Source organism: Nitrosomonas marina, from assembly GCF_900110145.1.
In the GTDB taxonomy this organism is placed as follows: domain Bacteria; phylum Pseudomonadota; class Gammaproteobacteria; order Burkholderiales; family Nitrosomonadaceae; genus Nitrosomonas; species Nitrosomonas marina.
Genome location: NZ_FOCP01000023.1, coordinates 16474 through 41404, shown reverse-complemented (window position 1 = coordinate 41404; position 24931 = coordinate 16474). Strand labels below are relative to the sequence as shown.

The window sequence follows — 24931 nt, the reverse complement described above, 5'->3', positions numbered from 1 at the left end:
ACAAATTGGAAGCGGCAACACCAACGGCGGAACAGCAATTAAACGAAATCAAAACCAATCTTGCAGTCATTCGACAAAAAATAGCCGACGCATGCGCCAAAGCCGGACGTGAACCATCGTCCGTGCGACTGCTGCCTGTTACCAAAACCGTTCCAGCCGAGCGGTTGCGCATCGCATATGCAGCCGGGTGCCATGAAATGGGTGAAAATAAGGTGCAGGAGGCGCGTGAAAAGTCTGAAGTACTTGGCGATCTTAATATCAAATGGAGTGTCATCGGCCATCTGCAGACCAATAAAGTCAAATACATTACGCGCTTCGCGCATGAATTCCAGGCGCTTGACAGTCTGAAGGTCGCCGCCGAGCTCGACAAGCGCCTGCAGTCCGCAGGCCGCGGCATGGACGTCTATGTTCAGGTCAACAGTTCTGGAGAAGCCAGTAAATTTGGTCTGCCACCGGAAGATGTAGAGGATTTCATCAGGCAGCTTCCAAATTATTCATCGCTGCAGATCAGGGGACTGATGACACTGGCAATCTTCTCGACCGATCATGACCGTGTGCGCGCTTGTTTCGTCCGTATGCGTGAGTTGCAGGAACGGCTGCGCCAGACTGCGCCAGCGGGTTTGTCGTTCGATGAACTTTCGATGGGCATGTCCGGTGATTTCGAACTGGCGATAGAAGAAGGCGCTACTGTCGTACGCGTAGGTCAGGCAATATTTGGTAAGCGGCCCCTGCCTGATAGCCACTACTGGCCCGGTTTTGGATAAACCACTGTTGCGTTAGTATCACCAACGCTGAGAAAAAGGCTGTGGCTGGCATTTGCAACCTGCAGGCTTAGTTTGCGCCAGTTCTATTTCCAATGTGTTGCGCGCAGGTCGAATTTTGTTTTCACGGTATTCAGTAAAATATTCGAGACGGACTACAGTATAATCGCCGCTGCTACCTGGCGGTCTTCCTCGACGAGAATATTGTAAGTACGGCAGGCAGCCTGGGTGTCCATGACTTCAAATCCGATACCCGTCTGAATGATTCTGGCCATCAAGGCGTAATCGGGAAATTTGAGCTGCGTACCGGTACCCAGCAGGATAATCTCCGGTTTGCGCGGCAAGACACTGTCGAAATGCTCTAAACTAAGCCCACCAACAGAATCCACAGGCCATTGCTCGATAATCTCATCGGGAAAAACTATCAAATTCTGCTCGTGGCGAACTCGATTGATCATGACATAGCCATCACCATAACCGGAAAACACATTCTGCTGATCAAAATTTGCGAGATGTAATTTCAAAAGAAGCTCCTGTGGTCTGATGAATTGGAATTGCTGAAAAAAAACGGTACCACTTCAATTTATGAATGGCTTTAATTATAACGCGGACAGTTCATCCAGGTAAAACCGATATAAATGCTTTGGTTTAAGCCTTGCACGCACCGCTCTTGCATATCTGACAGGAAAGCAGCTGGATGTGTTTCATATTGGTGCAACGTAATTAAAATTCTTTTGCTTCCTTGTCATGTTTTAACGAGCGGCAGTCGTTATTAGTCCGGCCGGTCGGTCAGCAACCTCGCAGTACGGTCAATAATAGTTTCACTGAGGAAAAAACAATGGTTTCCCCAATTTAATTATCGTATCGAATTGCATACGATGCAAACTCGCCAATTCACATGGAGTAGATAGTATGAAAACTGGTAAATTAATTGTGTTGATATCTTTTTTTACGATTCTGATTTTAGATATTTCAATGAATTCTTTTGCATCTGCTCATAATGATGAGGATTGTCTCGGTCACGATATTCTGGCCCGCCAGTATGAAAGTATGGCCAGTGACATGCAGGACCGAATAAAGGAGCAAATGGAGATACTGGAGGTGCTAAACCGCAAGCCGCATTTCAGTTTCTTTGAAGCAAATGGACGAAACCTGAAAAACTATGTTGCAAATAAAATTCGTGGCTGCGAATCAGCGGCAACGGCTTATCTGGACAAGGCCGCTTATCACCAGACAATGGCATCACAGGATTTAATGTCCGACCATGCGGCAGAAGCGGAGCAAACCGGTCACCATTAACTCCGGCGAACTGTCACACTGAACGATCTGATCCAGCTCTTGCACCCTTGGTAATGAAAATCAAGATTGGCCGGATGTGCATGAGTTGGATCTGACTGGATAGCCTGTTGATTGGTAGACCACCAGCTTCTGGCAATATCCAGAAATTTTTAATTACGCAGACTCCAGATCCAATGTAAAAAAGAATATTTTCCAATAATCCGGCTAGTTGAAGAGATCCCGTACAGACCTGTTGTGGTTCGTTGACGGGATTTTAGCGTTATAGATTGAGATAACAGGCCGGTGCGAGCTGGTCACTAAGCCAGGAATACTGCCTGAAAGTTGCTAAAGATCAAATCGCATATCCGATTTACGACGCCCCCGAACCAGCTGGAAATCAGCCAATCGATTTATTGTTGCTAGAAAGGTAATCACATTGAGTAACAAACCCAAAATTATCATTTCATCGCTGGACGCAGAGCGGCTGTATGCGCTGCTTGAATCTATTCACGGCAACACTTTTCCTGGCAGCAACGCCTTGGAAGCCGAGCTATCACGGGCGGATATTGTCGAGCCAGACGCTATTCCGCCAACAGTGGTGACCATGAATTCCACTGTCAGATTCACAGTGGAATCATCATCAGAAGAATTTTGCATGACACTGGTTTATCCCGAGGATATAGATAGCAGCGGCGATAAGATTTCAGTGCTTGCGCCGGTCGGCAGCGCACTGCTCGGTCTTTCCCGGGGGGACACCATCGATTGGCCCAAACCCGGGGGCGGCATTCTGCGCGTTAACTTAAGTGAAATTACCTACCAGCCTGAACGCACCGGAATATACCATCGCTGATTTCCGATAATCCCAGATGCCGGGTGACAGTTATTCCCACATCACGTTACACCCGGCAGCTACCGCGTCAGTCAATAGATTTACCAACGGCAATCCTCTGTGCGCGGTACTGACTACAGGCTCATTCTCATCGTCGTCTTCATCAGATGGCGCAACATTTTGTTCCTTTCTCAACGCCGCTTTCAAGCGGCTGAGCGCCTGCGGCACCTCATCAGCCAGAATAGCGCCGGGTACGGTTTCGCTGTGCCCCATCATCTTGATCATTTGAAGTGCATCATTACCAAACATGGTAATGTTGCCAACATCTGTTTTGAAAGTCACCAGCATTAAATCCTCCATTGATACTGCTGTTGCATTTAGTACACAAGATAACAACTTCCACCTGTAACGATACATACTGCAAAGACCGGCTACGCCAAGCCAACACTTTTTACTGAAGTTTTGCAGATATTCGCTGCACGTTCTCAGTCAAATCAATCTGCTTTCGCACACCATCACTGATCATAACGTTAGCTTAAATTCTCCTGGCTTTAACTTTGGAAGAGAGATTCTCAAACACTGCAGCATCAGCATTGACGGGTAAATTCAACTCGAGGCAGGCTGACAAAACTTATCATGCTCGTCTTTGGGAAATCACATGACCTGAATACCCGGTCTTTTTCAAAACTGATTCAATGTTTTTTTCTTGAATTACCGCATCACGCGATAATCCGCCACCAGCCTGAATTCCTCACCCGGTGCGATTCCGATCACATCATCTGCCGCATTCGTGGTTTCCACACAGATAAAGCGCTGATAATCGGAGTCTTCGAGATCGGCCATTTCTTTGGAAATTTTTTCCCATGGATTCCATACCACAGCGGTCTTGTTGCCTTGTGAGAGAATCTGGATGCAACGGTCAAGCGCTTTGTCGTCGATGATCTGAGTATTGCTGACATGCCGATATATGCGATCGACCTCGCTGGCAACAGTGACTTCACCAGTCTGCTGTTTTTCTGCACTGTCATCGGCTTTATCAATATAGCCACAATCCTGAAATCCGAGTACGCTGGTTTGATTGATATCGCCGATTTTGAAATACGTATGAAAACCCTGTGTGATGGTGAATAAATCGGTACCGGTGTTGCGCGTGCACAGGGTCAGGTTGAGTGAATCTCCGATGACGATTTCCTGAGTCAATTCGAACGCATGTGGCCAGATTTCCATGGTATCCGGTGTCTCCGACAGTCCGAGCGTAATTTTGACGGCGCCATTGGCAATGACTTGCGTATTGATCACATTCCACGCACGGTTACGAACGAAGCCATGACCTGGCCGTCCCTTGCCCTCTGGATCAGGCCCGAACCACGGCCAGCAGATAGGCGTACCGCCTTTGATCGCCTTCCCACTCTGATAATAGGCCTTTTCGCTTAAAAACAGCAGATCTTCTTCACCCGTCGGTTGAAACGACAACACCTGTCCGGCATGGGTTGAAATCAGCGCTCTGGCTTTGGGTGTGTCGACCTTGATCATAGTCAGTCCGCCGCTGCCTTCGATAAATTCGACTGATTGTGCTATGCCGTGTGCGGCGTTGAGTTGTGCAATATTCATTATCTGTTTCCTGTTGATTTGTTTTTGGTTTACTGATTCTTAACGGGCATGATTTTACTGGCAACCAGTTTAGCACGCACACGGGCTTCGTCGGTGTTGCTGCCGCATGCAAGTGCGACGCCCATGCGGCGGCGTGTGAATGCCTCGGGTTTGCCGAACAGTCTCAGATCGCTCTGCGGTACGTTCAATGCATCCTGAACGCCTTTATACGCAATGTTCTTTACGTCCATCCCGCCATATATTACAGCGCTGGCTCCGGGTAATCGCAGCGTGACATCGACTGGCAAGCCAAGAATCGCGCGTGCATGCAATTCGAATTCACTCTGAACCTGGCTGCACAACGTGACCAGACCGGTATCATGTGGTCGCGGACTGACTTCGCTAAACCAGGCCTCATCGCCTTTGATAAATAATTCAACCCCAAAAATTCCGAGCCCGCCGAGATTATCTGTAATTTTTTCAGCAAATTCGCGTGCGTGTTGTAGCGCAGTTGGCGACATCGCTTGTGGCTGCCAGCTTTCGACATAGTCGCCATGCATCTGCACATGTCCAATCGGTTCGCAAAAATATGTCGTTGTCTCACCCGCTGCATTTTTTGCGCGCACCGTTAATTGCGTGATTTCGTAGTCGAATTGAATAACTCCTTCAACAATAACCCGGCCCTGATCAACCCTGCCACCGCTTGCGGCATAATTCCAGGCCGCTTCTACCTCTGCTGCGGAATCCACTTTGGATTGACCTTTGCCCGAAGACGACATAACTGGCTTGACAATACAGGGGTAACCGATGGTTTCGTCAATCGCTGTCTTGAGCTCTTCCAGGCTGTCGGCAAATACATACGGCGACGTGGGCAACTGCAGCGTCTCCGCCGCCAGGCGGCGGATTCCCTCGCGGTTCATAGTCAGCTGAGCAGCACGAGCCGTCGGGATGACAGTTGCCAGCCCTTCCTTTTCTATCTCTGCAAGCATGCCGGTTGCAATGGCTTCTATTTCAGGAACGATAATATGCGGTCGCTCCTGCTCAACCAGCGTACGCAATGCATGACCGTCAGCCATATTGATGACATGCGCCCGATGCGCGACCTGATGCCCGGGCGCATTCGCATAGCGGTCTACCGCAATGGTTTCAACACCAAGCCGCTGCAAGGCAATAATCACTTCTTTTCCCAGCTCACCGCTGCCAAGCAACATAACCCGAATTGCATTTGGGCTTAGTGGGGTACCCAGTACCCATGGCTGATTCATAAAAATTACTCCGTTTCCTTTTTTGCATATTGTTGTTCAAGTGCCCACTGCACATGTTCGCGCACCATTTCAGACGGATCGTCCAGCCGGGATTGTAAAACCGCGATGGCAGCATCTGAGTAAGGGGCGTTACCGAGTCCGACAGCGATATTGCGCAACCACTGCGGATACCCGATTCGGCGTATCGGACTACCCGCCAGCCTGGTTTCGAATTCTTGCTGATTCCAGCGGAACAATTCCACCAGCGTAACATCATCGAGTCCGTGGCGCACATGAAAATCCGATTCACCGGTCAGGTGTGAGAATTTGTTCCATGGGCATACCAGCTGGCAATCATCACAACCGTAAATACGATTGCCTATCAATGGCCGCAACGATTCGGGAATACTGCTTTTCAACTCAATCGTCAGATAAGAAATACAGCGTCGCGCGTCGACTTTGAACGGTGCAACAATAGCCTGTGTCGGGCAGACATCGATGCACTTGGTGCAACTGCCGCAGAAACTCCCCTGAGTACCGACAGGTTCATCAACTGGCAGCAAAAGATCAGTATAGATTTCACCCAGAAAGAAATACGAGCCAGCCTGCCGAGATAGCAACAGCGTATGCTTACCGCGCCAGCCAAGACCTGATTTCTGCGCCCATTCGACTTCCATAACGGGTGCGCTATCGGAAAAAACACGGTAGTTGAACGACTCGGCAACCTGCTGAATTTTGTCAGCCAGTTTTTGCATGCGCGAACGCAGTACCTTATGATAGTCGCGCCCGAGCGCATATCGGGATATAAATGCCTTTTCGCTCTGATTGATCACTGTCCAGCTATCCGCCGCATTCGGTGGATAATAATTCATGCGCACGGAAATGACCCGTTGCGTACCCGGTACCAGTTCAGCAGGACGGGAGCGTTTAGTGCCATGTTTTGCCATATAATCCATCTCGCCGTGATTTTCGTCTTCAAGCCATGCGAACATGCCTGCTTCCGCTTCGGACATATCTGCATTGGCATTACCAATACGCACGTCCTGAAAGCCGAGCTCCCTGCCCCATGCCTTGATCTCTGTCGCCAGGCGAACATAATCAGGTTTACAATCAGTGGAATTCTTATAGGAGGTTTTCTGTTGCGCCGTATCCATGGTTCAAATCTAAAATCAAATGTTTCATTCTACCTTGCCGACGAAGCTGCAACCCTGTCTCTCGGAAAAAAAATAGCCTCGCTGATCAAGCCGGGTCTGGTTATTTTCCTGAACGGGAATCTTGGTGCCGGGAAAACAACGCTGGTAAGGGGTATTCTACATGGACTCGGCCACCAGCATGCAGTCAAAAGCCCGACATATAATTTAGTTGAAATCTATAATTTTTCTAGGTTATACTTGTATCACTTTGATTTATATCGATTCAACGATCCTTATGAATGGGAGGAGGCAGGATTCCGGGACTACTTCAATTCCGACTCAATCTGCCTGATCGAATGGCCGGAAAACGCAGTTGGATTATTACCCGCCGCTGATTTGCGGGTTGATTTTCAAATACTTGATACCGGCCGAAATATCATCATTCACGCTGATACGGAAGCAGGAGAACAATGTTTGAAGCATTGGCCAGATACAGAATCCCCTCATTGACGGCGGTTTTCATACATTCTTCGTCTATTCGCACAATTGAGCATACGAAGCGTCAGTGGTCGTACTTGATAATTCTGGCAGCGTTTTTATGCTGCCTGCCTGTATTTTTGTTCAGCAAACCCGCGCATACGGCGGATATCATTATTAACTCAACCCGGCTGGCCCTGTCAGATTATTATTCACGCATTACGCTGGAATCCGACCAGCCTATCCAGTACGAATTAAGTATGCTGGAAAATCCTGGACGGGTTGTCGTCGACCTGGAAAACGCCATGCTGAACCGGGTCATCAAAGACCTGCCGGGCAAGCTCGATCCAGCTGATCCTTTTGTTGAAAGGATTCGCTTTGGACAGTTCAAGCCGCATGTCGTTCGCCTTGTGTTTGATCTTAAAATAAATGTCGTCCCACGTACCTTTATTCTGAAGCCAGACGGCCAACACGGCTACCGTCTGGTACTGGACATTTATTACCCGGACAAGGCAGCTCTCGCAGAAACCGGTATTGGCGACTCAAATCCGACATTCAGATTACAGGATGACGCTGATGACAGCCTTGGCGAACTTGTTGCATCATTAGTGAAGAAGAAACCCACAGACACGAACAGCCACAGTAAGACACGACCGCCTCGCAGTTTTCATGTCGCACAATATCACAAACCGTCACCACCCAGAACCATCATCGTTGCCATTGATCCTGGTCACGGCGGCAGAGACCCCGGCGCAGTAGGCGACGGCGGCACTCGGGAAAAAGATATTACACTGGCAATCTCGCGCAAACTCAAAGCGCTGATCGACAAAGAACCGTATATGCGCGCCATATTAACGCGCGACGATGATTTCGATCTTCCGCTCAAACGCAGACAGGCAATTGCGCGCAAGCATAATGCCGATTTGTTTATCTCCATCCATGCAGACGGCAGTCCCCGACCGCATGCACATGGTTCATCGGTATATACCCTGTCGGAAAATGGAGCGACTTCTACCGCAGCAAGCTGGCTGGCGCAAAAAGAAAACAGCGTTGACAGCAAACTGGTAGGCGGTGTGGATATTACCGACAAAACAGGTAATATGCGCGAGATCATACTGGATTTGTCGATGAGCGCCACAATTAACGACAGTGTCAAAGTCGCCGAATTCGTTCTTGGCGAACTTGGGCAGATCAACCGGTTACATAAAAAAACGGTTGAACAGGCTGGATTCGTTGTACTCAAATCACCGGATATCCCCTCTATTCTGGTTGAAACAGCTTTCATTACCAACCCAAACGAAGAAAAGAAACTCAGAAACAAGACCTATCAGAAAAAAATGGCGCATGCAATCTTTGGCGGTATCAAAAAATACTTCGACACCAACCCCGCCCTTGCTGCGCGTACCGATGTTGCGCGGGCACCCTGAGTTGCTCGAATATCCTGCATCCACGTCCTGAAGTAATTGCAGCGGAAATTTACTTTTTTTTTCGATCCCGCCATAATGCAACAACCATTCGTTTGACGTAATATACTGAGTCAACCGGTTTGCATTTATATCCTGAGCCGATATCTAACCCGAAACAGGCAGACATTCGATTTGAAGCCAACCAACACACAAAATCCAAGTTACACCTCGGAGTGGTATCAGCTTATTAACGATGGCAATTCGCGCCGTATCGTTTTAACTGGCAGTTTCACCCTTACCGCTTTAAACAAACGGTCCAAAGCGCTGTCTGCCGAACTTGCCAAACATGCGAAGAACCCCGATCTGTGCTGGGATTTAAGCGATATCAAATACATGGACAATGCGGGCATCGTCATGCTGTGGAAAGCCTGGGATACACAACGCCCTGCTCAGCTTATCCTGCGTGACGAACACGACAAAATGCTCCAACGCATCGAGCACCTGCCGACAGAAACAATTGAACCCGACCAAAAAAATTTTTTAATGCCGGTTTATGCAGCCGGCAGGCTGACCATGCTGATGTGGGATAACCTGACCGGCATAATCAGAATGATCGGTCAGTTACTGCTCGATACTGTATTTTTTTTGCGAAATCCGACCTACATCCCCTGGCGTGAGATCTCTGCAAACCTGTTTCGCACCGGCGCACAGGCACTCGGAATTACAGCATTGGTCGGATTTTTAATCGGAATTGTTTTAAGTTATCTGTCCTCTGAGCAATTGCAAATGTTCGGTGCAGATATTTTTATTGTCAATATTCTGGGTATCAGCATTATCCGCGAACTCGGCCCCCTGCTGGCCGCCATTCTGGTTGCAGGCCGTTCCGGCTCGTCGATGACTGCTCAATTAGGGGTAATGCGTGTCACCCAGGAACTGGATGCACTCACCGTCATGGGTATTTCCCACAGTCAGCGATTAATCTTTCCTAAAATTATTGGTCTGGGCCTCGCGATGCCCCTGCTGGTACTGTGGACCAGCGCCATCGCGCTGCTGGGAGGTATTATTGCCGCTGAAATCCAGCTTGGCCTGAATTATTACTATTTTATTTATTCCTTACCGGATGCAGTACCGATCGCCAATTTGTGGCTTGGCCTCGGAAAAGGCATAGTTTGCGGTATGGTGATTGCTGTCATCGCTTGTCATTTTGGTCTCAGGGTTAAACCAAACACAGAAAGCCTCGGAGAAGGGACGACCACTTCGGTGGTGACAGCCATTACTGTAGTAATCATTATCGATGCGATTTTCGCAATTGTCTTTTCTGATGTCGGAATTATATAAACGACCATATGGAACACGTACCGTATATTATCGAAATCAAAGATCTGGATACCCGATTCGGTCGTCACGTCGTTCATCAGGATCTGGATCTGAGTGTAAAAAAAGGCGAGATCCTGACGCTGGTCGGCGGATCAGGCAGTGGAAAAACCACGCTCCTGCGCCAGATGCTGGGTCTTGAACAGCCCGCCAAAGGGGAAGTCAAAATTTTTGGCAGATCACGCTATAATTGTGATTTCGCGTTGCTAAGAAACATTCGAAACCGTACTGGCGTTTTATTTCAACAAGGGGCATTATTCAGTGCGCTGACCGTCTTTGACAATATTGCGCTGCCATTGCGTGAACTGCGCACGCTAGACGAACAAGTCATACATGATCTGGTTATGATCAAGTTAAATATGGTTGCTATCGAACCGGAACATGCGTATAAAATGCCGGCAAATCTTTCTGGAGGCATGATCAAGCGCGTATCGCTGGCACGCGCGCTGGCACTTGATCCGGAGTTGCTGTTTCTGGATGAACCCACTGCGGGCCTGGACCCTGAACTGAGCGAAAGTTTTGTGCGTTTGATTCTGAACATGCGTAAAGAACTGGATTTAACAATTGTCATGGTGACGCATGACGTCGACACACTCGTTAGCTTGTCTGACCGCATTGCAATTCTGGCCGATAAAAAAGTCATCGCAGCAGGAACGCTTGATCAAGTAAGCACTCATCCTCACCCGTTTGTAGCAAGTTTTTTTAAAAGCATACGGAAAAATCACCAACATACCGACAATAGGGAATTATCATGGAAAACCGGGCCCATGCCCTCATAGCGGGTTTATTTGTTATCGGCCTTGGGATCGCGCTGATTATCGTAGCGGAGTGGTTCAAAGGCGATTCTATTGAGCATGACCATTATCAGGTTGTTTCGCGGGAATCCGTGACCGGTTTAAGCGTGCAGGCGTCGGTGTACTATCGCGGCGTTAACATCGGCAAAGTTAACCGGATTTATTTCGATCCGGAAAACATGCAACAGATTCTCATCGATATTGCCATCGACGGAAATATTCAATTACCCAATAATGTGTATGCTCAATTGGGGTATCAGGGCATTACAGGCCTGGCTTATGTTCAACTCAGAAATGAATCTGTCATTTCTCCAGAGATCCTGCCTGAAGATGCACGCATAACGATGCGTCCGTCTCTGCTTGATGAAGTTACTGGATACGGTCAGAACATTCTCAACAATGTTAATGAATTGATTATTCAGGTGCATCAGTTGCTCAACGATGAAAATCAGGAGCATATAACCAGTATATTGAGAAATATTGATAAGTCCATGAACAATTTCAATAATGTAACCGGGCATCTGCAACCTATTCTCGATTCAATGACGCATTTGACCTCGGAATCCGGTGTTCTCGTCCGGCACCTTGATGAATTACTTACCGAAATCAATCAATCGATTCGCAATGTAAACCAACAGGGTGGAATTATAGACAGCCTGTCTACCAGCGCACAGGAAATGGCAACCACGATTCCAGAACTACGCAAGGTCAGTAACGGGCTGGTACGCAATTCTCAGAATCTGGACCGTGTTTTGCAGCAACTGGAAGAAAATCCACAAATGCTTATTTTCGGACGGCCATCGTCGCAGCCTGGCCCTGGCGAAGACGGCTTTACAGCGCCATAACAGGACAACCCAATGAGAAACCTGATCTTATTTTTTAGTATGCTGTTTGTTTCGGGATGCACAATCCTGCCCGAAGCTTCCAAAGACATAGCCACCTTTAATTTTGCAGCTGACGATACGGACGAGTCCGGGTCCAGCGTTCTGCAATCCGGCGGAGATGGCCGAAAAATACTTGTTGCTCCAATAACCGCGCCATTATGGCTCGATACCCGTGGTATCAACTATCGTCTTAAATATCATAACCGATCCCAGTCGTATACCTACGCGAACAGTCGCTGGTCATCACCCCCTGCTTTTTTGTTAACGCAACAAATCAAGCACAAAATTGCCACAGCCACGCGTCACCTGGTCATCAAAGATACCAGCATGGCGATTGCTGAAAATGAACTGCATGTAGAACTTGAAGAGTTCTCCCAGGTTTTTGACACCTTGAATGACAGCCATGTCATTATTCGATTTCGTGCAAGCCTGGTCAACAATACACACCGGCTGATCGCCCAGAAAATATTCAGTATCAAGCAAACTGCGCCAACAGCCGATGCAGCTGGCGCAGTTGAGGCGTTTTCCATTGCCAGCAACAAGCTGGTCGATGCATTGGTTGAATGGTTGCAGGCAGAAATACGTACGATCTGAACAACAGTGCAGAACGAATATGCAGTACCAATCGAAAACCATGATCGTACCGATATTATTTCACCTTTATGGTAGTATCCCGTACTCGAAATTTTAATGGAGAGCGCTTGTGCACAAATTGAAATATTTAATTTTTACCCTGACCTGTTCCATCATGACGCTGTTCGTTTTAACCGCCTGTGGCAACAAAGGGCCGCTCTACCTGCCGGAGAGCGAAGTACAGTCAATAAACATGTCGCCGACCACGCCGCCTGCAGCCGCTACTATCAAAGATGACACTGAAGAATGAGTATTTTTCCCCATTTTGAATATAAGCAGGATATCCTGCACGCTGAACAGGTGCCTCTGGAAACCATTGCCCAGAAATTCGGCACCCCTTGCTATGTCTATTCACGCGCTGCCATAGCAGCAACCTATCAAGAATTCCAGCAGGCTTTTGCGGACGATGACTATTTAGTCTGTTATGCAGTAAAAGCCAACTCCAATCTTGCCATTCTCAACCTGCTCGCAAAGCTTGGCTGTGGATTTGATATCGTTTCTGGCGGCGAACTGCAGCGCGCTTTGAAAGCCGGTGGTGATCCGCAAAAGATTGTGTTCTCTGGCGTAGGAAAGCTTGCGGACGAAATGCGCATGGCTCTGGCCGCAAATATTCTTTGTTTTAACGTCGAGTCCATCGGCGAACTGCAGCTGCTCAACCAGATTGCAGCGGCAATGAATATGACTGCTCCAGTCAGCCTGAGAGTAAATCCCGATGTAGATGCCAAAACGCATCCCTACATTTCGACCGGTCTGAAAGAAAACAAATTCGGCATACCGATTGAAGAAGCCGAACAAATTTATCTGTCGACCGATATTTTTTCAAATATCCGTTTCATCGGTCTGGATTGTCATATTGGATCACAGCTGACCGAACTTGATCCGTTCGTGCAGGCCGGCGAGAGACTGATGAGCCTGCTACATCGGCTGCAATCACATAACCTGAAGATCAACCACCTCGATCTCGGCGGTGGTCTGGGTATACGTTATACAAACGAAGCACTGCCATCAATTCAGGATTATGTTACAGCATTACGTAAAACACTCGGTCTCATGAAACTACGCCTGGTCATTGAACCGGGCCGTTCGTTGATTGGCAATGCGGGCCTGCTATTAACCCGTACGGCTTATATCAAACACACTCCGGAACGTCATTTCGCGATCGTCGACGCTGCCATGAATGACCTGATGCGGCCATCCCTGTACAAAGCTTATCATCAGATTCTGCCGATCAATAAAAGAACCGGAGGTGCTTGCAACTATCAGATTGTCGGTCCGGTCTGCGAAACCGGCGATTTTCTCGGACATGATCGCAAACTCAATCTGGAAGCCGGCGATTTACTCGCTGTCATGTCCGCAGGAGCCTACGGTATGAGCATGAGTTCCAACTATAACAGCCGTCCGCGGGCGGCCGAGGTCATGGTCGACGGGCAGACGGTTCACCTGATCAGGGCACGTGAAACTATTGATCAAATGATTGCTCCAGAGGCAATTCTGCCGTCGTAAAAAACGGCTGCTATATAGTAATATGTGGTTTTTCCGCTAAACTAATCCACTATGATCAGTCAACCGCCGACTTTAGACGACGCGCAATACCAGGATGATATATTAAAAGGCGTTTCACGCACCTTTGCATTGACGATTCCCCAGCTTCCCGAAATGCTGCGACATGTGATCGGCAATGCCTATCTGCTCTGCCGGATTACGGACACCATCGAAGATGACAACGCGTTGACAACAAAGCAGACACGATACCTGTCTGACATGTTTTCTGAAGTCGTTTGCGGTCATGTCGCTGCAGAGCAGTTTGTCGATGAACTGTATCCCCTGCTGTCAGACCACACCATCCCGGCCGAGCATGATCTGATCAAACATACACCGGCTGTCATCCGGGTCACGCACAGTTTCAATCCGGTACAACGCAAGGCCCTCGAACGGTGTGTGCGGATCATGAGCCGCGGCATGGCCGATTATCAGGAAACTGAAACACTAGACGGCCTGAAGGATTTGCCTGCCATGAACCTGTATTGCTATTACGTTGCGGGCGTGGTTGGCGAAATGCTGACAGAGCTGTTTTGCGATTATTCACCCGATATCAATCGCAACAAATCCGAGCTGATGAAGTTGTCAGTCTCGTTTGGCCAGGGCCTGCAGATGACTAATATTCTTAAAGATATCTGGGACGACAGAAAACGAGGGGCCTGTTGGTTGCCGCAGGATATTTTTCTGAAAAAAGGCATTGTTCTACGAGAACTACAATCTGGCCATTCGAAGCCCGGTTTCCAGGAGGGGTTGGCGGAATTAATCGGCGTAGCCAAAAAGCATTTATGCAATGCCCTCATCTATACCTGCCTGATTCCACCACAGGAAAAAGGCATACGCAGGTTTTGCCTTTGGGCACTGGGTATGGCGATTCTGACACTGAGAAAAATTAACGGACATCGCGATTTTCACGACGGTCAACAAGTGAAGATTACCCGCCGTACCGTAAAGGCAACCGTCCTGACTACGAGTATTTTTGCAGGGAACGACTGGGTACTGAATCAGCTTTTCAAACTTGTTTCACAACAACTTCCGGATACGGCAATTTCAGATGAGTTATTCTACAGGCGATAGCTTTCCAGGTCTTACTACAATCCATAGCAAAACAGCATTGATATGAAATCATTGGTTACAGGTGCCACAGGTTTTCTTGGTTCCGCAGTCATGCACTGCTTACTTAAAGCTGGCCACGATGTGCGCCTGCTGGTCAGATCCAACAGCGACCGGCGCAATATTGAAAATTTGCCCGTCGAAGTCGCTGAAGGCGATTTGCGCGACCATCAGTCACTTGAAGCAGCAGTTAAAGGTTGTGATTATCTCTTTCACGTTGCTGCTGATTACAGGTTATGGGTGCCCGATCCGCAAACGATGTATGCGATCAATGTCCAGGGTACCAAGGCATTGATCATCGCGGCCGCCAATGCAGGCTTGAAACGAATTATTTATACCAGCAGCGTTGCTGCACTTGGATTGACTTCTGACGGCACGCCCGCCGATGAAGCAACAGCATCGAGCCTGGACTGCATCACCGGGCATTACAAACGATCAAAATATATCGCCGAACAGGCAGTTAAAGAACTGACAGACCAGCATCAACTGCCGCTCGTTATCGTCAACCCCTCAGCACCGATCGGCCCTCGGGACATACGCCCGACGCCTACTGGACGTATTGTCCTTGATGTAATGCACAATAGAATGCCGGCCTATGTCAATACCGGTCTGAATATCGCGCATGTCGATGATATCGCCTACGGTCATTGGCTCGCCTGCGAACATGGCAAAACGGGAGAACGCTATATTCTGGGCGGTGATAATATGACGCTGCTGGAAATTCTGGAAACCCTTGACGATATTCTGGGAAAGCGCAGGAAACGAGCCGCCCTGCCTATCAATCTCATGTTTCCCGTCGCCTGGATCATGGAAAAAATTGCATTAATCACACACAAGGAGCCACGCGCAACGCTGGACAGCCTTCGCATGGCCAGAAAACTGATGTTCTTCACCAGCGATAAGGCAGTTCGTGAACTGGGCTATCGGTTCCGCCCGGCCAGGATCGCGCTTGAAGATGCCGTCAAGTGGTACCAGGGAAACGGCTATGACTGATGATTTTTCACCCACTTCTATCAGAAATTGATACGAACCCCCAGATTAAACTGACGCCCCCTGCGGAATTGCCGCGTCAATTCACCGCCTTGCAAAATCAGCACATCGTCATCCAGTAGATTCTGCATACTCAGTCGTACGGACAACCATTTGTTCACGGTCTGGTTATAGACGAAATCGAGCTGGTGAAAAGGCTGTTCATATTTGTCGGGTGCGCCCAACAGGCCTGCTGACACAATGCGTTTGCTGGCTATATTATAGAGCAGTGTGGCCTGCGTTTTCCATGCGGGGTTTTCGTAACCGATCTGGAAATTGAAAATTTGTGAAGAATGCCCCTGCAGCGCGCGGTTATTCGTGGTCTGTGCACCCAGATTTTCTTCATTCAATTTCACGTTGGAATCCGACCAGGTATAGTTGCCACCGGCAAAGAAATTCTCCAGTAACGGATGCAAAAAACCCAGTCCTTTCAGTAATTCCACCTCAAATCCGAAAACCCTTGCTTTATCGGCATTCTGATATGTCTGGAGGCCGGCCGTTCCCGGTAGTGTAACGAGTTCAATCGGTTGTGTCAGGTCTTTCCAGAAAAAGCTTGCCATAATCAATTCGCTTGTGGACAGAAAATACTCCCACCGAACATCGAAATTGGTGATATCCGTCTGCTGCAAATTCGGGTTACCGGTCGTTTCCTGGTTGGTATTAAGATCAGTAAACGGTGCTGGCGACAGTTCCCGGAAATCCGGCCGTGAAATTGTTTGACTGAAACCGGCGCGTAACTGTTGCTTTTCCGATATGAACCAGGTGGCTGTTGCGGATGGCAGCATATCCGTGCGGTTGATTTCGCTCGTTACCGACTGGTTTGAATTGGCGACAGACTGAAATGTTTCCACAAACTGGTCATTTTTCTCCCAGCGTGCACCGCCGGTGATATTAAAGCGTTCATAGAGTTCAAGATCCATTTTTCCGTAATAGGAAAACAGTTTCTGGGATGCGTTATAACTGTCCGTCGGGCGTGTGGTATCGCGCAACTGAAACCCGTTTGCACCGATATTGGAAGGCTGTAAAATCGACTCCAGCGATGACAACCCCAGAATTGCGGGATTTGTCCCGATCGATCCTACTGGAAAAAAAGCAAACCGGTTTATTCCGGAGTCACGTGTTTTACTCTGATCAATAAATCCGCCCTGCAGATTCAGCTTGTAATCCGGCGTTATTTCCAGTGGCAGTTTGGCATCCATGCGCCAGCTTTCGTCTTTATCGACAAGGTCGGCATATAAGATCTGATTGCTGTCAGCACGCCGAGAAAATGCAAAGCTGCCATCCGGCATTTCATCATATCGATAATCACGTGTTCTGGGTTCATCTCGTTTGGCAGTTGCATTGGTATACAGCCAGTGGATCGACAGATCCTTGGCCCAGTCAAACTGATGATCACCACCAACCTGCTGCATGAATAACTGATTGGAAAAAAATCTCAGTTTGGTACGGCGCACATCGGTCACTTCTGCGTCGGTGAATCCCTGGCTGATACGCGCTTCGTCGATCGCCTGGCGCAAAAACATGGTGCGTGAAAAAATGCGGTGTTTATCTTTATATTCGATATCCGCCCCCAGATATCCGTTGAGTTCCATTGTTCGCAGTGACCGTTTGGTATCGAAATCCTGGATCAGCCGCAGGGTATCGCTGCCGGTCGTAGGGGTAAATTCACGATTGATCTCGTTCTGATTCCTGAACTGCTGACTCCACCCGCCAGCAGCAATAAACCCTGTTCTGAAGTTCCCGATATCAAATACGTTGCCCATCGCGACATCAAAACCTCTGTCCGGTCCGGGCGTTTTGGTCGATACGTCCCACACATCGGACAGATCTTCGCCAAACGTTTCAAACTCTTCAGGTGTAAACCCATCCGGGTTAAAAAGAGTCTTCGGCTGCAGCGTACCGCCACCGCTGATAGCATTCGCAATTGAATTCGGCAGGCTGCGCGCGCCATCATCAAAACTCAAAAAATCAGTTCCTCCGCCTTTATAGGACAGATTATCAGAAAAAGACGCATTGTCGTTAATCCCGGTACTCGTGCTGAAATTGAAGAAGAACTCGTCCGGTATGCCACGTGTACGCATTTCCAGCGTACCCCCAGCAAACTCGCCAGGCCTGTCTGACGAATAGGTTTTTTGCACCAGTACGCTGTCCAGAAAATTAGTGGGAAACAGATCCAGCGGAACGACACGGCGGGTAGCATCCGGGCTCGGGATTGCCGCGCCGTTTATCAGCGTCGAAGAAAACCGTTCGCCCAGGCCGCGAATGAAAATAAACTGGCCACCCACCAGCGTCAAACCGGAAGCTCGCCGCAGTGCGCTGGCCACATCGGAGTCGCCGCTACGGCTGAACTGCTCGGCGCCGAGCACTGTCGTCACTTCTGAAGAAGCTTTTTGTTCCTCAATTACCGATGCCAGGGTACCTGCAAGATGCGGCTCCAGCACGACGTACTCTGCAAGTTCCACACCAGCAGGTGTGAGTGTAAAAGACAGATCGGTCGTCTGATCCAGGGAAATCTCAACTTCGTCCTGTGTCTGGCTGCTATACGCCGGATGCAGTAAAGAAACGCTGTAATTCCCGGCCGGTATTGTAGCTTCCATATTTCCCTTTTCATCGGTTCGAAACTGTTGCCGCAAACCACTGATAAACACCTGTACATCCTTGACCGGCCGGCTGGTTTCTGCGGAAAGGACTTGTACGCTGATCATGCCGTCGCCTTCTGCCTGCTGTTTTTCGACTATCGTATCGGCACCTGCCATCGTTCCAGTCGCAGAACTTTCAATATTCAGTAAAGGCTCGCGCCCGTCGGGAAAAAAAGTAAGCAGAATCTGTGCATTCTCGCCGGGATGCAACGGCAGATCAAAGGCATACGACTGATCGCCCGATGTCAGCGTCATATGATATTTGCCGGGCGGCAGTTTTGCTGCAATACTGCCGCTGGTATTAGTTTTAAGCGCCGCCTGATCATCCCCTCCCCAGCTGTACACAGGCATTTCGTTGATCGATTGACCCTCGGCCACTTCATAATCCAGGCTGAGAATGATCAACTCCGCCCCCGCAACAGGCATTCCTTCCTGAAACAGATGAATTGAAAACTCGGCCAGTTCAGGATTTTCCACTTCACTCCAGGCGGAAACAGGGAATAAACAAGCCGCAAGCAGCGCAAACAGTTGAAACAGACTTTTTATTATATTGTTTTCAGCCATTTTTCCGGTATCCGGCAAGCCGGATATTGTGTTTTCATAGCGCTACATGCATTTCCAGGGTTCTTCTTTGCACACCTGCATCAACCTGCGTAACTCGACGCCCTTCCTGAACAGTTCGCTCTCGGATAAATGATCCAGGTGTTGACTGGCCTGCTCAAACCGGCCACTGGAAAAACAGGCATACGCCAATGCGTATCGAACATGCTGGTCTGTCAAAAGACCAACACGGTACAGACCGGATTCCATATTGGCAGCACGTTCAAATTGCTTGAGTGCCAGCAGAATTGACAAACGCTGTTTGAGTTTGACCTGCTGGTCCTGTATACCCTCGTTCAGTGTCAGTGCTTTATGAAAACGGTTTGCACGCCGATAAACCTCTGCGGCTTCCGACAAAAATTCCGGATTCAGCAGTGCTGCCTGCTCCAGAATAAAAGCCGCTGCGTTCAGCTGTCCCAGATCCAGATAGGTATGAGCAAGCAGCTTTGCTACGGTTTCATGATCAGGAAACTGCAAGCGGGCAATTTCCAGAATATCCAGCGCCTCCTGGTATTGCTTACTGAGGCGCAGTGCATTACCGATAGCGATATAATCCTCAGCGGCAGCTTGTGACTGGTCAAGATATTCCCTGCCAAGCTTCACCGCTTCATGAAACAGCTCAAGCTCGACAAAATAAAACACCTTGCGTCTGAGAAAACTGTAGTCCTGTGGATATAACTGCTGACCCTTGTTCAGAGCGAGAATCGCCGCCTCTGGTTCTTCCATATGCCAGTAAGACTGCGCTTTCAGAGTGATTAAATTGGCTTTCTGCGCATGTTCGCCTGATTGATCGATCGCCTGAACAGCGTTTTTATACTCCTTGAGCGCATAATGCGTCTGCGCGAGATAGGTATAGATCACCGCGTCCGTCTGGCCGTTCGCGATCGCATCCAGCAGACTGTCTTTTGCTGCGACAAAATCGTTCAGATTGATATATGCGAGTCCCTGCAACGTATAAAAGCGCGCCAGATCGGCATCTTCATCCTCAAGATCGACGCTTTGCAGGGCCAATAGTGCGCGATCGCTGTGTCCGTCCCTGAGCATGACCGCAGCCAGTTCAAGAAAATCAACCGGTTGCGATTTATCTTCGGAGCAGGCGTAGGTAGCGGTAAAACCCAGTAACAGAGCGACACTGAAAATCCCGATTCGCCTGATAAATGCAGTGATATGTGTGCGCATTCAATGAAACCTGATCACGACAAATCAAATCGAATTCGCTGCTTTGCCCATACCCTGACCACTTCACCCTTGTATTTTGCCGGTTCGAATTGCCAGGCACGGATACCCTGCAGTGCCGCGGCATCAAAAACACCGTTTGGCTGAGATTCCAGTACCTGGACCTGGTTTACAGACCCATCTTCTGTAACCAGTATCGATAGCACAACATAGCCCTTGATACCGTTTTTCTTTGCCGAAGGCGGATACCTGAACGAACCTGTCGAAACAGCGCGAGGCGGCTCATCGACCAGTTCGGCAGTCATCACGGCATTGCTCGTATCGCCTATCAAAGATTCATCCAGCTCACCTAACTGACCGGCATTGAAACCGAGCATTCCCAAATCGATGCCGGACAATGCCGTGTCAAGCCCGGTAAATGGTGCTGGCGCCTCGTTAGGTGTCGTCCGCCGCGGCGGCGGTGTTTTTTTCACTTCCTGTTTGGGCTCCTCCTTGATCTGTTTGACCATTGCGATCTCGGTAACTTCCTGCGGTGGTGTTTGTTCGATCTGTCCCAGAAAGTGGTTCATGGCCAGTATCATATTGAAAATCAAGATCGGTCCAAACAGCATTGTAAGTGCTGCAATTCTGTGTTTATTACTGAAAATTGTTTTTTGTGATGTTGACATCATCGTTTACCCCCATGATTTATCCCGCTTCTTTTTTGGTCGCCACGCCGACACTTTCCGCACCGGACAAACGTGCCTGATCGACGACTTCAACCAGTTTTCCTGCTGGAACGCCTTCGTCAGTGACTACCAGAACTACTTTATTGGTGGATGTACTCAGCAGATCGCGCAATTTGCTTTGTATTAACCAGACCCGGATTGGCTCGCCATCAAGATAGGTATCGCCATGCTGATCCACAAACAAACGAATGGCTTTACTCGATACAGCGACAGAACTGCTCGCCTTGGGTCGCTCCAGTTCCAGTTGCATGTCTTTAACAAACGTAGTGGTGACCATAAAAAAAATCAGTAATATAAATACGATATCAATCAGTGGCGCGATATCGATTGATGCTTCCGTCTCATCTGAATTGTCGATGTTCATTTTGAATTATCCTGTTGTCTGGCCTGTTGCAGCCTGTGTACACATCAATTCCTTGAGTTGCGTTAACTCCCGCTCAATCTTCTGTTGCTTCTTGTGGAGAAATCCATGCAAAAGCAATCCTGGAATAGCTACGGACAAACCCATTTGCGTGGTAATCAATGCCTGGGATATTCCACCTGCGATACCGCCCGACTGGGTAAACAAGGACATGGAACCCAGTGAATCGAATGTTTCGATCATGCCCATTACAGTTCCCAGCAATCCCAGCAAAGGCGCGATAACAACGGTTGTTTTGACCAGTACCGAAAATTTTCGGGCTTCTTTGAAATAGTCATAAAAAGCTTCGTCAAGAATTCGACGCAGATGCTTCCGGTCAGGTGCATTCAACAAAACAGCCCTTTGCGCTGCCTGCTCCACAATACTTTTTGCCAATTGATCCGGTTGCTTGCTGTATAGAACCAGCATGTCATGAATCGTTTTTTTTCCCGGTGTTCTCAATGCCCAGCAGCGATAGCCCAGTCCATACCACAACAGCAGCGCGCAAAAAATCAACGGCAACATGACATAACCGCCGGCATTGAATAAGTCCTTGGACATCAGGATGTACTCATGCATATTCATGGACATTCTTTTCCTAGCCCGCCGGATTACTCGATACCCTGATGGAACTATCGCCGGATCCAGCGACAACACGTTTCATTTGCACATTGCTAAGGAAAGCGTTTGTGACTCTGAGTGCAGCATGTTCCATATCACGTTTGATATTTCTTGCCCAGGCTGCCAGCAGGGAACCGATCAGCAAGGTTGGTATGGCGACGGACAGACCCAGTTCAGTCGTCACCAGGGCAATTGAAATGCCGCCCGAGAGCAGTTTTGGATCGCCGGTTCCGAATTCCGTTATGACATCGAAAGTCGCTATCATCCCCGTCACCGTACCCAGCAGTCCAAGCAACGGTGAAACGGAGGCAATGACAATAATTGCCGAACCGAAGCGCTCCAGCGTACCGGACTCCCGCAGAATGGCTTCGTGCACAACGCTTTCCATGTGATCCCTGTCATCTTTCAAATGAGTCAGCGTATTGGCCAGAACACGAGTCATCGCTGTCGACCCATTCTCACAACGCTGTTTTGCGGCATCAAAATCTCCGCTTGACACCTGCTGTATGACTTCTTCGGAAATTTGCTGCGTGTTGGCGCTGTTGGTTCGCAGCAGATAAACCCGGAATATTGCCAGCAACACAGCCAATAAGCCGAGCGCGACTATGATCCAGCCGATGACACCACCTGATTTGATAATACTGAGCAGTGTTTTTTCAGCTGCTTCATCAATGGATGCTGTTCGCGATTCAAACAGAAAGATTCTTAAAATTTCGGGTTGCTGATTGTTGTTTAACGCAAGTGCTGAATCTTCAGCGCTGGGCTCTTTCCACATTTTAAGATCGCCACCACCGGCCGGTACCAGACTGCCGCTGCCTTCCTCGCTGATGCCATATGCGGCAATATTGCCCAAGCGAATGATATCGCCTTGTATCTGTTTGCCGGTTTCCAGAAAAAATTTACCGGACTCTGTTTTGACCAATCCGAGATCACGAATCAATGAAAGCGCCTGATCAAAAATGAAACCCACTTTGGTCGGGTCATTTCCCTTGGAATCCATCAGCGATGCCGGTAACTGTATCTCGTGATTTTTAAGCGTTGAGTCGGCCTGTGCGTATGTTGCCTCCAATGCATCGTTGCGCTCGAAAATGGCAGCGTCTTTCCGCTCTGCATCTGCCAGTAACGCATTCAACTGATCGATTCTGGCAGAACGCTCAATTGACTTCTGCTCCAGTCCAATGATTTTCTGGCTCAGCGCCTGTGCTTCCTTTGAAGCGCTGGCCTGATAATTCCTTAGCCGTTCGGTCAGTTCCCTTTTTTGTGCTTCCAGAAATGCGTGCTCACGCTTGTATGCCGTTTCGAGACTGATTTTTTTCCGTTCTGGCGCTGGTTGATTTTGCCTGGTACCGGGTTCCGCTGCTGCACTGTCACCCCGGTCAGTTGCCTCTACTGTTGTCTCGTTGGGCTTTATCTCCTGAGCACTGGCCAAATCGGCCGTAATGATCAGATTGACACATAATGCCAGGGCTAAAATCAGGTAATTTTTTTTCATTTTCTTAAGGGATTGGGTAATTCAAAATAGCCCTGGCGAATCTGTTTCTTCAGGGAATCAAACAATGTCGCAATACGGCTAATATCGCCGGTACTGCTTACCGCTTCAAACCGCCACTCGCCGTTTTCGGCCTGCTTTGCCATTCCGGCCCTGTTGTCCCTTGTTTGAAAGAAAAGAAATACCGTTCCCAGTTTTGCGATATCCGCAAGCACTTTTTCACCATCAAGCAGAATGGCCTGTTGGTAAATTCCGTTTTCCTTGCTCAGGCGGATTTCATCTTCAATCAAAGCCCATGCCTGGTTGACTGCCTTATTCGGATCGACGAGATCATTGATGATATTGTCTTCCAGCGTCTCAATGGCCTTGACACGGTCGTCAATTTTGAATGGAAATCCTGTCAGCACATACTGCCTGTAACGTGCCAGTACCTTGAGCAAAACCGGTTTTAGCTGCTCACCTGACTGTTCAGCCTGCGCGGAGGCCTCAGTCAGCTTCTCCAGCGAATGCTCGAGTTTTTCAATCGCAGTGTTTTGTCGTCTCTCCTCTACGCTAAGGTCAGCCAGCTGAGAAGACAAGGAAGTGATTTTACTTTTGTGTTTGTCTTTTTCCAGATCAAGCTCTGTTTGGAGCGCTTCAACTTCTCCACGAAGTTTTGCCAGCGAACGTGCCAGATTTTCAATATTATTTGCTTTTGCCATCGATACTGGCGCCAGCCAGAACACCCAGAACATCATGAACAGAAGCAAAGGGGCTTTCCACCAACCTGCATTCATTTTTCTCAAACCTTTGATATATGTTGCTTTCAGAAAAATTCCGAGACCATTCCTTATGCAACATTTTTAAAATTATTTTACGAGCGCATGCTACTAAGCGAATGTTTCATTTTCATGACACTTTGGTGAATTTATTCAATAACCCCACTATCTTTATAAATGCAGCCGCAGTATTTCGTGTAATGTCACAAAACTGTCATCTAATCTTTGTAATATTTTTGCAATTTGTCATGCGTTGAATAGATACGATTGGCGTATTGCACGGTCTAAACACATAGCCGGATAACAGGAAAGAGGCTGAATATAAAGCCTACACCCCGTTGTCGATAGTTATTTTGTATGTATTTTTATGTATGTTTATGCAACGGCTGTAATGAAAACAGCAATACATCCGTAAAACAGGCTGTTCTACCGGCATTTA

25 protein-coding genes are annotated in these 24931 nt (G+C 48.5%); 13 read left to right on the top strand and 12 right to left on the bottom strand.

Going from position 1 to position 24931, the window contains the following annotated elements; translation table 11 throughout:
- The first annotated feature begins 5 nt into the window (after positions 1-5).
- Positions 6-764, top strand: coding sequence for a YggS family pyridoxal phosphate-dependent enzyme (locus BMX44_RS13525; RefSeq protein ID WP_090633988.1), 759 nt, complete (start codon positions 6-8; stop codon positions 762-764).
- A gap of 152 nt (positions 765-916) precedes the next feature.
- On the opposite strand, the gene BMX44_RS13520 is transcribed toward BMX44_RS13525, so the two are convergent.
- Entirely contained in the window at positions 917-1285 is a 369-nt protein-coding gene (locus BMX44_RS13520) for an Mth938-like domain-containing protein (RefSeq protein ID WP_090633986.1), read from the bottom strand.
- A gap of 388 nt (positions 1286-1673) precedes the next feature.
- On the opposite strand from BMX44_RS13520, the gene BMX44_RS13515 reads away from it, so the two are divergent.
- A complete protein-coding gene (locus tag BMX44_RS13515) occupies positions 1674-2060 on the top strand; it encodes a hypothetical protein (protein ID WP_090633984.1) in 387 nt (128 codons plus the stop codon).
- A 415-nt stretch (positions 2061-2475) separates the two neighbouring features.
- Positions 2476-2889, top strand: a complete 414-nt coding sequence (gene rnk / locus BMX44_RS13510; protein WP_090633982.1) for a nucleoside diphosphate kinase regulator — start codon at positions 2476-2478, stop codon at positions 2887-2889.
- 30 nt (positions 2890-2919) lie between these two features.
- Here the strand turns inward: rnk and BMX44_RS13505 are convergent, their stop codons facing one another.
- The 4 genes from BMX44_RS13505 to queG form a co-directional block, all read right to left on the bottom strand.
- Complete coding sequence (locus BMX44_RS13505; protein WP_342708044.1) at positions 2920-3228, bottom strand: DUF1840 domain-containing protein; 309 nt, start codon at positions 3226-3228, stop codon at positions 2920-2922.
- 351 nt (positions 3229-3579) lie between these two features.
- A complete protein-coding gene (locus tag BMX44_RS13500) occupies positions 3580-4479 on the bottom strand; it encodes a D-hexose-6-phosphate mutarotase (protein ID WP_090633980.1) in 900 nt (299 codons plus the stop codon).
- A gap of 29 nt (positions 4480-4508) precedes the next feature.
- Positions 4509-5723 (bottom strand): formate-dependent phosphoribosylglycinamide formyltransferase, encoded by a 1215-nt coding sequence (gene purT / locus BMX44_RS13495; RefSeq protein ID WP_090633978.1) that lies wholly within the window; start codon positions 5721-5723, stop codon positions 4509-4511.
- Between the two features lie 5 nt (positions 5724-5728).
- The gene (gene queG / locus BMX44_RS13490) at positions 5729-6856 is read right to left on the bottom strand and encodes a tRNA epoxyqueuosine(34) reductase QueG (protein ID WP_090633975.1); all 1128 of its coding nucleotides are present in this window, start codon (positions 6854-6856) and stop codon (positions 5729-5731) included.
- Between queG and tsaE the strand changes: the two genes are divergently transcribed.
- The 10 genes from tsaE (at position 6851) to hpnA (ending at position 16045) form a co-directional block, all read left to right on the top strand.
- The gene (tsaE, locus tag BMX44_RS13485) at positions 6851-7345 is read left to right on the top strand and encodes a tRNA (adenosine(37)-N6)-threonylcarbamoyltransferase complex ATPase subunit type 1 TsaE (protein ID WP_090634022.1); all 495 of its coding nucleotides are present in this window, start codon (positions 6851-6853) and stop codon (positions 7343-7345) included. The genes queG and tsaE overlap by 6 nt on opposite strands.
- Positions 7306-8739: an N-acetylmuramoyl-L-alanine amidase gene (locus BMX44_RS13480; RefSeq protein ID WP_090633973.1), complete on the top strand. Its 1434-nt coding sequence runs from the start codon at positions 7306-7308 to the stop codon at positions 8737-8739. The genes tsaE and BMX44_RS13480 overlap by 40 nt, the downstream gene beginning before the upstream one ends.
- A 171-nt stretch (positions 8740-8910) precedes the next feature.
- Positions 8911-10056, top strand: coding sequence for an MlaE family ABC transporter permease (locus BMX44_RS13475; RefSeq protein WP_090633970.1), 1146 nt, complete (start codon positions 8911-8913; stop codon positions 10054-10056).
- Between the two features lie 8 nt (positions 10057-10064).
- Positions 10065-10871, top strand: coding sequence for an ABC transporter ATP-binding protein (locus BMX44_RS13470; RefSeq protein ID WP_090633968.1), 807 nt, complete (start codon positions 10065-10067; stop codon positions 10869-10871).
- Positions 10844-11731 carry an MlaD family protein gene (locus BMX44_RS13465; protein WP_090633966.1) on the top strand — a complete coding sequence of 296 codons (888 nt, stop codon included), beginning with the start codon at positions 10844-10846 and terminating at the stop codon, positions 11729-11731. The genes BMX44_RS13470 and BMX44_RS13465 overlap by 28 nt, the downstream gene beginning before the upstream one ends.
- A gap of 12 nt (positions 11732-11743) precedes the next feature.
- Positions 11744-12364, top strand: a complete 621-nt coding sequence (locus tag BMX44_RS13460; RefSeq protein WP_090633963.1) for an ABC-type transport auxiliary lipoprotein family protein — start codon at positions 11744-11746, stop codon at positions 12362-12364.
- Positions 12365-12473: 109 nt separating this feature from the next.
- Positions 12474-12653, top strand: coding sequence for an LPS translocon maturation chaperone LptM (gene lptM / locus BMX44_RS13455; protein WP_090633960.1), 180 nt, complete (start codon positions 12474-12476; stop codon positions 12651-12653).
- Positions 12650-13906: a diaminopimelate decarboxylase gene (gene lysA, locus BMX44_RS13450; RefSeq protein ID WP_090633958.1), complete on the top strand. Its 1257-nt coding sequence runs from the start codon at positions 12650-12652 to the stop codon at positions 13904-13906. Before lptM ends, lysA begins: the two co-directional genes overlap by 4 nt.
- A gap of 51 nt (positions 13907-13957) precedes the next feature.
- On the top strand, positions 13958-15016 hold the full coding sequence (locus BMX44_RS13445; RefSeq protein ID WP_090633956.1) for a phytoene/squalene synthase family protein: 1059 nt from the start codon (positions 13958-13960) through the stop codon (positions 15014-15016).
- 42 nt (positions 15017-15058) lie between these two features.
- The gene (gene hpnA, locus BMX44_RS13440; protein ID WP_090633954.1) at positions 15059-16045 is read left to right on the top strand and encodes a hopanoid-associated sugar epimerase; all 987 of its coding nucleotides are present in this window, start codon (positions 15059-15061) and stop codon (positions 16043-16045) included.
- A gap of 20 nt (positions 16046-16065) precedes the next feature.
- Here hpnA and BMX44_RS13435 read toward each other — a convergent pair whose 3' ends face one another.
- Genes BMX44_RS13435 through BMX44_RS13405 form a run of 7 tightly spaced genes read right to left on the bottom strand, consistent with a single transcriptional unit; the run spans position 16066 to position 24510 of the window.
- A complete protein-coding gene (locus BMX44_RS13435; RefSeq protein WP_090634020.1) occupies positions 16066-19284 on the bottom strand; it encodes a TonB-dependent receptor domain-containing protein in 3219 nt (1072 codons plus the stop codon).
- 42 nt (positions 19285-19326) lie between these two features.
- Positions 19327-20499 (bottom strand): tetratricopeptide repeat protein, encoded by a 1173-nt coding sequence (locus tag BMX44_RS13430; RefSeq protein WP_090633952.1) that lies wholly within the window; start codon positions 20497-20499, stop codon positions 19327-19329.
- Positions 20500-20513: 14 nt separating this feature from the next.
- The gene (locus BMX44_RS13425) at positions 20514-21167 is read right to left on the bottom strand and encodes an energy transducer TonB (protein WP_245738942.1); all 654 of its coding nucleotides are present in this window, start codon (positions 21165-21167) and stop codon (positions 20514-20516) included.
- 16 nt (positions 21168-21183) lie between these two features.
- Complete coding sequence (locus tag BMX44_RS13420) at positions 21184-21588, bottom strand: ExbD/TolR family protein (RefSeq protein WP_090633950.1); 405 nt, start codon at positions 21586-21588, stop codon at positions 21184-21186.
- Between the two features lie 6 nt (positions 21589-21594).
- Positions 21595-22185 carry a MotA/TolQ/ExbB proton channel family protein gene (locus tag BMX44_RS13415; protein ID WP_245738941.1) on the bottom strand — a complete coding sequence of 197 codons (591 nt, stop codon included), beginning with the start codon at positions 22183-22185 and terminating at the stop codon, positions 21595-21597.
- A 37-nt stretch (positions 22186-22222) separates the two neighbouring features.
- Positions 22223-23737 (bottom strand): MotA/TolQ/ExbB proton channel family protein, encoded by a 1515-nt coding sequence (locus BMX44_RS13410; protein ID WP_090633946.1) that lies wholly within the window; start codon positions 23735-23737, stop codon positions 22223-22225.
- Positions 23734-24510 carry a DUF3450 family protein gene (locus BMX44_RS13405; RefSeq protein ID WP_090633944.1) on the bottom strand — a complete coding sequence of 259 codons (777 nt, stop codon included), beginning with the start codon at positions 24508-24510 and terminating at the stop codon, positions 23734-23736. The genes BMX44_RS13410 and BMX44_RS13405 overlap by 4 nt, the downstream gene beginning before the upstream one ends.
- Positions 24511-24931 lie beyond the last annotated feature (421 nt).